5 protein-coding genes and 2 tRNA genes are annotated in these 5,490 nt (G+C 67.1%); 4 read left to right on the forward strand and 3 right to left on the reverse strand.

The features are described from left to right. Positions 1–210 precede the first annotated feature (210 nt). A tRNA-Ile gene (locus GH737_RS12480) sits at positions 211–285 on the forward strand. Positions 286–366: 81 nt separating this feature from the next. Beyond that, positions 367–443: transfer RNA gene (locus GH737_RS12485), tRNA-Pro, on the forward strand. 100 nt (positions 444–543) lie between these two features. On the opposite strand, the gene GH737_RS12490 is transcribed toward GH737_RS12485, so the two are convergent. The 3 genes from GH737_RS12490 to GH737_RS12500 all read right to left on the reverse strand — a co-directional run bounded on the left by GH737_RS12490 (position 544) and on the right by GH737_RS12500 (position 3,358). Beyond that, entirely contained in the window at positions 544–804 is a 261-nt protein-coding gene (locus GH737_RS12490; RefSeq protein WP_155265135.1) for a hypothetical protein, read from the reverse strand. Positions 805–834: 30 nt separating this feature from the next. Next, positions 835–2,217 (reverse strand): M20/M25/M40 family metallo-hydrolase, encoded by a 1,383-nt coding sequence (locus GH737_RS12495; protein ID WP_155265136.1) that lies wholly within the window; start codon positions 2,215–2,217, stop codon positions 835–837. A 70-nt stretch (positions 2,218–2,287) separates the two neighbouring features. Further along, the gene (locus GH737_RS12500) at positions 2,288–3,358 is read right to left on the reverse strand and encodes a PA0069 family radical SAM protein (protein ID WP_155265137.1); all 1,071 of its coding nucleotides are present in this window, start codon (positions 3,356–3,358) and stop codon (positions 2,288–2,290) included. Positions 3,359–3,475: 117 nt separating this feature from the next. On the opposite strand from GH737_RS12500, the gene GH737_RS12505 reads away from it, so the two are divergent. Both GH737_RS12505 and GH737_RS12510 read left to right on the forward strand, forming a co-directional pair. Beyond that, entirely contained in the window at positions 3,476–4,342 is an 867-nt protein-coding gene (locus GH737_RS12505; protein WP_196233156.1) for a hypothetical protein, read from the forward strand. Beyond that, the coding region (locus tag GH737_RS12510) for an ATP-grasp domain-containing protein (RefSeq protein WP_155265139.1) at positions 4,339–5,490 on the forward strand (1,152 nt) is incomplete at its 3' end. The genes GH737_RS12505 and GH737_RS12510, both read left to right, overlap by 4 nt.

Consider the following 5,490-nt stretch of genomic DNA (forward strand, 5'->3'; position numbering starts at 1 on the left):
GGAATGGCCGAGGAGGAGCTGCTCGGCCGCGGGGCGGAGTTCGACGAAAGTTTTTCGCTTCGGCTTGTCAGCGGCCTGGCGCGCATCGCCGGGGCCGAGCTCGTTGCGCCGCCCGGCACGCTCGCGCTGCTGTTCCCACGCGCGTAGTCGGAACCGCCGATCACGCCTTGGCGCCGCGCCGAGCGCCGTCTATTTGCCGGATGCCGGAGAGGGCCTGTAGCTCAACGGTAGAGCCGGCCGCTCATAACGGCTAGGTTGCAGGTTCGAATCCTGCCGGGCCCACCAGCGTTCGCTCCTTGCGGAGCTTCGGCTGGCAAGCCATTGGAGGATTCCGGCGGGCTTGCCCGCCGAAGCCTTTGGCGAAGGCGGGGAGTGGCGCAGCCTGGTAGCGCATCTGCTTTGGGAGCAGAGGGTCGCAGGTTCGAATCCTGTCTCCCCGACCAGCCTCCGCTAAGCTTCGGCTGGTGAACCGGTCGCAGCTTCAGGCGCGGAGGCTGCCCGCCGAACTTTTGGCGGAGGAGGGCTGCTCGAGTCCCGCGCGGCCTACTGGTTCTCGGTCGCGTTCGCCTGGCTATTGCTGCTGGCGTTGCCATTGTCGTCGCCGACGCGGTTCTTGACCTTGTCGGCCGTGTCCGAGACGTCGTTGCCAATGTCCGCGGCGACGTTCTCCGCCGTGTTCGAGATGTCGGCGACGGTGTTCTCGGCCGTGTTCTGGTCGTACTGGACGGTGACGGCGTTGCCGTCCTTGCTGACGTTGCACGCGCCGAGGGCGAGCAGGGCCGGGATCGCGATCAGGATGCGCATGAAGTCCTCCTTGTTGCGTCACTAACGCTGCTAGCGCTGTTTCGGCTCCGGCTCAATCGGACCGGCGAGCACCGCGAGCATCGCCGTCCACGCAGCGACGTTCTGACGAAGCGCCTCCGGATCGACCTTGTCGAGCGTGTCGTCGGGCGTGTGATGGAAGTCGAAATAGTAGGTGCCGTCCTGGCTGAGGCCGATCGCCGGGGCGCCGGCTCCGATCATCGGGCCGATGTCGGAGCCGTCTGCCTCGTCGCGCGAGCCGGGGACGATGCCGAGCGGCGCGAGCGCGGCCTGCACCGTCTTTGCTTCCGCCTCGCGCTGCGGCCCGAGCTTGGTCGTCACGCGCCAGATGCGGCCCGCGCCGAAGTCGCTTTCGGCGAGCGCCCAGTGCGGCTCTTTGGCGTGCTTGCGCATGTAATCGAGGCCGCCGAACAATCCCGGCTCCTCCGCCCCGAACCAGACGACCCGGATGGTGCGCAGCGGGCGCCCGGCGTCCATGATGCGCCTGGCGGCCGCGGTGGCGATGGCGACACCGGCGGCATCGTCGATCGCGCCGGTGCCCTGGTCCCAGCTGTCGAGATGGCCGCCGACGAGCACCGACGGCAAGCTGGGGTCGCGCCCCGGCACTTCGGCGATGACGTTGCCCGACTGGCCGCGGCCGGTCTGCGAGACGAGCGTCAGGCGCATGGTGACGGGCTTGCCACGCTTGAGGATGCGCTGGAGCTGCTCGGCGTCGGGCAAGGGCAGAGCGCCGGCGGGGATCGGCTTCACGCCCTCGGCGAAGCTCATGACGCCCGTGTGCGGATTGCGGTGATAATCGGTGCCGATCGAGCGGATGACGATGGCGATCGCGCCCTTGCTGCTGGCGATGCTCGGCCCCTGCCGGCGCGGGCCGCCGAAGAAGCTATAGCCCGACCCATCCATCGTGCGCGGCATTGCGTGCGACACGAATACGATCTTGCCGCGCACCGCGGCGTCCGGCGCGGCTTCGAGCGCAGCCAGCGTGTCGAAGCCGACGACCTCGCCGGTAATGCCCGCGGGCGGGGTCGAGGCGCTGTTGCCGAGCGCGGCCACGGCCAGCTTCTGGGGAAAGGGTGCGAGGATTTCGACGCTCTCCGGTCCGCGCGTCCACGTTGGCATGTCGAACGGCTCGACCCGGACGTTTGAGAAACCCAGCGCCTTCAGCTTCGCCACGGCCCATTCGCGGCCGCGCGCCTCGGCCTCGGTCCCGGCGAGGCGCTGGCCGACTTCTGTCGTGAGGCCCTCGGTGATGTTCCACGCATATTGGTCGTGAAGCGCCGCATCGCGCAGCGCTGCGACCGTGGGATCGACCGGCGGGAAGGATGTTGGCGAGCTTTGCGAAGCGGCGGGGACGGAAGCGGACAGCAGGAGTGCGGCGAGTATCGTTCTGATCATCCGTCCCGCCTAGGTCAGGGCGACGTCGAAAGTCACCATCGCCGGTCGATAAAATTTCCGCGTTGGTCGATCACAGCAGCCGCATCTGGTCGCCTTCGGGCGGGCGGAACAGGTCGGTGCGCAGCGGGAACTTCGCCTGTTTGAGGCCATATCTTTTCGCGGCGATCTCGAATCGGGTCCTGAGCAGCTCGGCCCAGGGACCGCTGCCCCGCATTCGGCTGAAGAAATTGGGATCGTTGTCGCGCCCCCCGCGAAGCGACCGGATCGTCGCCATCACCTTCGCCGCGCGGTCGGGATAATGTTCGTCGAGCCACGCCCGGAACAGGGGCGCCACCTCATGGGGCAGGCGGACCGGCAGGTAAAAGCCGCCCGGCGCCCCCGCCTCGACCGCGGTCTCGACGATATGTTCCAGCTCGTGATCGGTGATCTGCGGGACGACCGGGGCGATGGCCACGTAGCAGGGCACGCCGGCGTCGTTCAGCGCCTTGACCGCCGCGAGCCGTTTGTGCGGCTGAGGCGCCCGCGGCTCGAGCGTGCGCGCCACCTTCGGGTCGAGCGACGTGACCGAAATCGCGACCGACGCGATTCGCAGGTCGGCGGCCTGCCTGAGCAGGTCGAGGTCGCGCAGCACGCGGTCCGACTTGGTGGTGATGGTGAACGGGTGCCGCGTCTCGACCAGCAGCTCGACGAGCGACCGGGTGATCCGCCAGCGCTCCTCGATCGGTTGATAGGGGTCGGTGTTGGTGCCCATCGCGATCGGCCGGCACTCGTAGCCTGGCCGCGACAGCGCGGCGTGCAGCAGCTGCGCGGCCTGGGGCTTCACGAACAGGCGCGATTCGAAATCCACGCCGGGCGAGAGGTCGTGATAGGCGTGGGTCGGCCGAGCGAAGCAATAGATGCAGCCATGCTCGCACCCGCGAAAGGCATTGATCGAACGGTCGAAACCGATGTCGGGCGAGCTGTTGCGCGTCAGGATCGACCGCGGATGCTCGATGGTGACCGTGGTGCGCCGCTTGGGCACGCCGTCGAGCGCTTGGACCTGGTCGAGCCAGTCGCCATCGGTGGCGCGCTCCTTCAGGTTGAAGCGCGTCGGGGTTGGATTGCGGGTGGCTCCGCGTCCGTGGCGCGACTCGACGGGCATCCGGACAGGATATCGTCAAGTCAGAACGAAACAAGAACAAACGTCGCTGCTGCCGGTGCTCGACTCTCTCGTGGCCGCTTATAAGGTGCCGGTGTGAGGACCGCATCCAGGACAGAAATGGTGCCGGCCGCGCGCATCCTGGTGGTGCGGGCGAGGCACGAATTCTCCGAGGAGAATCGCTACGTCGTCCATGTTCTCGCCGACGAGTGGCGGCGGCGCGGCATCGCGGTCGATTTCACCGACAGGCTGGCCGAGCCGATGGGGCCGGACGTGCTGGTCTTTCCGCATCTCGACGTGACACTAACCCCGCCGCGGCTGGCCGCCGTGCTGAGCCGCTGCGCGCGCGTCGTGAACCGCGCCGTCGTCGACATTTCGAAGCGAAGGATCAGCCGCCAGCTCGTCGCATCGCCAGGCGATTACCACGGACAGGTGATCGTCAAGACAAATCTCAACTTCGGCGGCAGGCCCGAGTTCAGGCTCATGGAAGCTGGCGGCGGTGAGCCGCTGGAAAAGCTCAAGGCGATGCTGCGCCTGGACTGGACGGTGTCGGCCATGGTGACGCCGGAAAAATATCCGATTTACCCGAACCCGCGCGCCGTGCCGCCGGCGGTGTGGAAAAACCCGCGGCTCGTCGTCGAGAAATTCCTGCCCGAGAGGGAAGGGGATCTGTACTGCCTGAGGCAATATGTCTTCCTCGGCTCGTCCGAGTTCAACACGCGCGCCTTATCGCCCGATCCGCGGGTCAAATCGGGAGAGGTGGTGAGTCGGGAAGTGCTCGATTCGACGCCGGCGGCTGTTCGCGCATTCCGCGAAGAGCTCGGCTTCGATTATGGCAAGTTCGATTACGTGATGCATGGCGATCAGCCGGTTGTATTCGACGTCAACCGCACCTTCAGCTACAATCCCGACAGCAAGGCGGGATCGGCCAGTGCGCTGATGCTGAAGCTCGCCGACGGGATCGATCCGCTCCTCGGCCGCGAATGACGAGGGGGCGCCTTCGCCCGACGCTGACGATGTCGGAGATCTTCGGGCCGGACCGCATATTCTTCCCGCGCGCTCACGACGGATATTCCGACTGGCTGCCCGAGAAGCCGGCCGTGCTGGACGCGCTGACGGGCGGGTCGCTGGCAATCGCCGGAGACATGCCGGTCGTTTGCAGCGAAGGCTTCAACACGCCCGTCGGGCTCGATTTGCTGGCCTTCACCGGGTTCGACGTTGCGCAGGACCGGATCCACTTCACGGCGGGTGGGCAGATCCATGCGTTCGCGACGGCGGCAACCCGCCCGAATGCGAAAATCGTCTTTCAGCACGCATTTCCGCCCGGAAGTCCTGGACAAATCCGCTCGTGGATCGACCCGGCGCTCCTTCGTTACCTCAACGACAAGGCGAATCTCGCGGAGCTGGTGTCACCGCGGAACGTGCCGCGGCGCAGGATCGTGGATCGCGACGAACATTTCGCGACGGCTGATCACGCGTTGCCGGCAGTGCTCAAGGTGGCCACCGGTCAATCGACGGGCGGCGGGCTCGGGGTCGCGATCTGCCGTTCGCCGGACGATTTACGGCAGGCCGCACGAACCTTCGAAAAGTGCGCAAGAATCGTCGTCGAGGAGATGCTAGACGTGGTTCGCAACCCGTGCCTGAACTTCGCGGTGATGCCGGACGGCGAGGTGCGTTATCTCGGCTTCGCGGACCAGGACGTGACTCCGCAAGGGCGGCACTACGGCAACTGGATCGGTCTCGGCTCGCCCATTCCCGAGGCGGCGATCGAGGCGGCGACGGAGCCGGTCAGGCGCGCGGCGGTGATGGGCTACCGCGGGCTCGCCGGCGTCGATCTCGCGCTGACCGGCAGCAACGACACCTATGTGCTCGACCTAAACTTCCGATCCAATGCTTCGACCACGGCGATTCTGCTCGCGCCGGCGATCGCGTCGCGCAGCGGAGCGACTGTGGCGCACTTGCGCACGGTGCAAGGGCCACCGCACGCGGACGAGCTGGCCGCTGCGATGCGGCCGTTCGTGGCGAGCGGCCGGCTCATTCCGCTGACCCTCTTCGACGCGCAAGCGGCGGGTTATCCGGGAGAGGGTGCGCGCAGCCGGGCGCTGATTGCCGGCGTCATTCGCTCGCCAAGGGAA

It is taken from the genome of Sphingomonas segetis, assembly GCF_009720245.1.
Classification (GTDB): Bacteria; Pseudomonadota; Alphaproteobacteria; order Sphingomonadales; family Sphingomonadaceae; genus Sphingomicrobium; species Sphingomicrobium segetis.